Below are 1,069 nucleotides of genomic sequence, written 5' to 3'. Positions count from 1 at the left end.
CGGGCGGCGGATGCGAGCGCGGTCGGCGGATACGGGGCGCGGACGCGGGCGGCGGATGCGGAGCGCGGACGCGGACGGCGGGCGCCTCCGTGGCGGGTCCGGCGGCGACGTCGCGGGCAGGAACGCCGGGACATGGCGCGGTGATCGGCATAGGGTCGGCCCGTGCGGAGTTACAGCCCTGATCTGACGCCCCCGTGGAAGCGCTCCACGCCCGTGCCCGAGGTGCCCGCCGAGGCCGATCTGGTCGTCGAGGAGGTGTCGAGCGGATTCTGCGGCGCCGTGGTGCGCTGCGAGAAGACGGCGCAGGGCCCGACGGTCACCCTGGAGGACCGCTTCGGCAAGCACCGCGTCTTCCCGATGGAGCCGGCCGCCTTCCTGCTGGAGGGCAGACCGGTCACGCTCGTGCGCCCCTCGGCCGGCCCGGGCCCGCGCGTCCCCGCCCGTACGGCCTCCGGTTCGGTGGCGGTGCCCGGGGCCCGCGCGCGGGTGGCGCGCGCCGGACGCATCTACGTCGAGGGGCGGCACGACGCGGAGCTGGTCGAGAAGGTCTGGGGCGACGACCTGCGGGTGGAGGGCGTCGTCGTGGAGTACTTGGGAGGCATCGACGACCTCCCCGCGATCGTCGAGGACTTCGCGCCGGGCCCGGACGCGCGTCTCGGCGTCCTGGTCGACCACCTGGTGGCCGGTACGAAGGAGTCCCGCATCGCGGCCGAGGTGTCCGGGGAGGACGGCAGCGTGCTCGTCGTGGGCCACCCCTACATCGACGTGTGGGAGGCGGTGAAACCGTCCTCGGTGGGCATCCCGGCGTGGCCGCGGGTGCCGCGCGGCGAGGACTGGAAGACCGGAGTGTGCCGGGCCCTCGGCTGGCCGGAGCACACCGGCGCCGCCTGGCAGCGCATCCTCGCCTCGGTGCACTCCTACCGCGACCTGGAACCGGAACTCCTCGGCCGCGTCGAGGAACTGATCGACTTCGTGACGATCGGCGGGCCCGAGGGACCCTGACGCCCGCGCGCCGGCGCCCGTGGTCGCGGGCCCGCCGGGGCCGGCTCCCGGGCGCCGCGAGGCGGCG

At 76.0% G+C, this 1,069-nt stretch carries 1 protein-coding gene; it reads left to right on the top strand.

Annotated features, from left to right (window positions below):
- Nucleotides 1-162 precede the first annotated feature (162 nt).
- Nucleotides 163-1,002 (top strand): DUF3097 domain-containing protein, encoded by an 840-nt coding sequence (locus tag L1885_RS28690; RefSeq protein WP_235800053.1) that lies wholly within the window; start codon nt 163-165, stop codon nt 1,000-1,002.
- Nucleotides 1,003-1,069: the final 67 nt, after the last annotated feature.

Origin of the sequence: Streptomyces fuscigenes, assembly GCF_021556455.1 — a bacterium.
GTDB lineage: Bacteria > Actinomycetota > Actinomycetes > Streptomycetales > Streptomycetaceae > Streptomyces > Streptomyces fuscigenes.
This window is presented reverse-complemented; position numbering and strand designations above follow the sequence as displayed.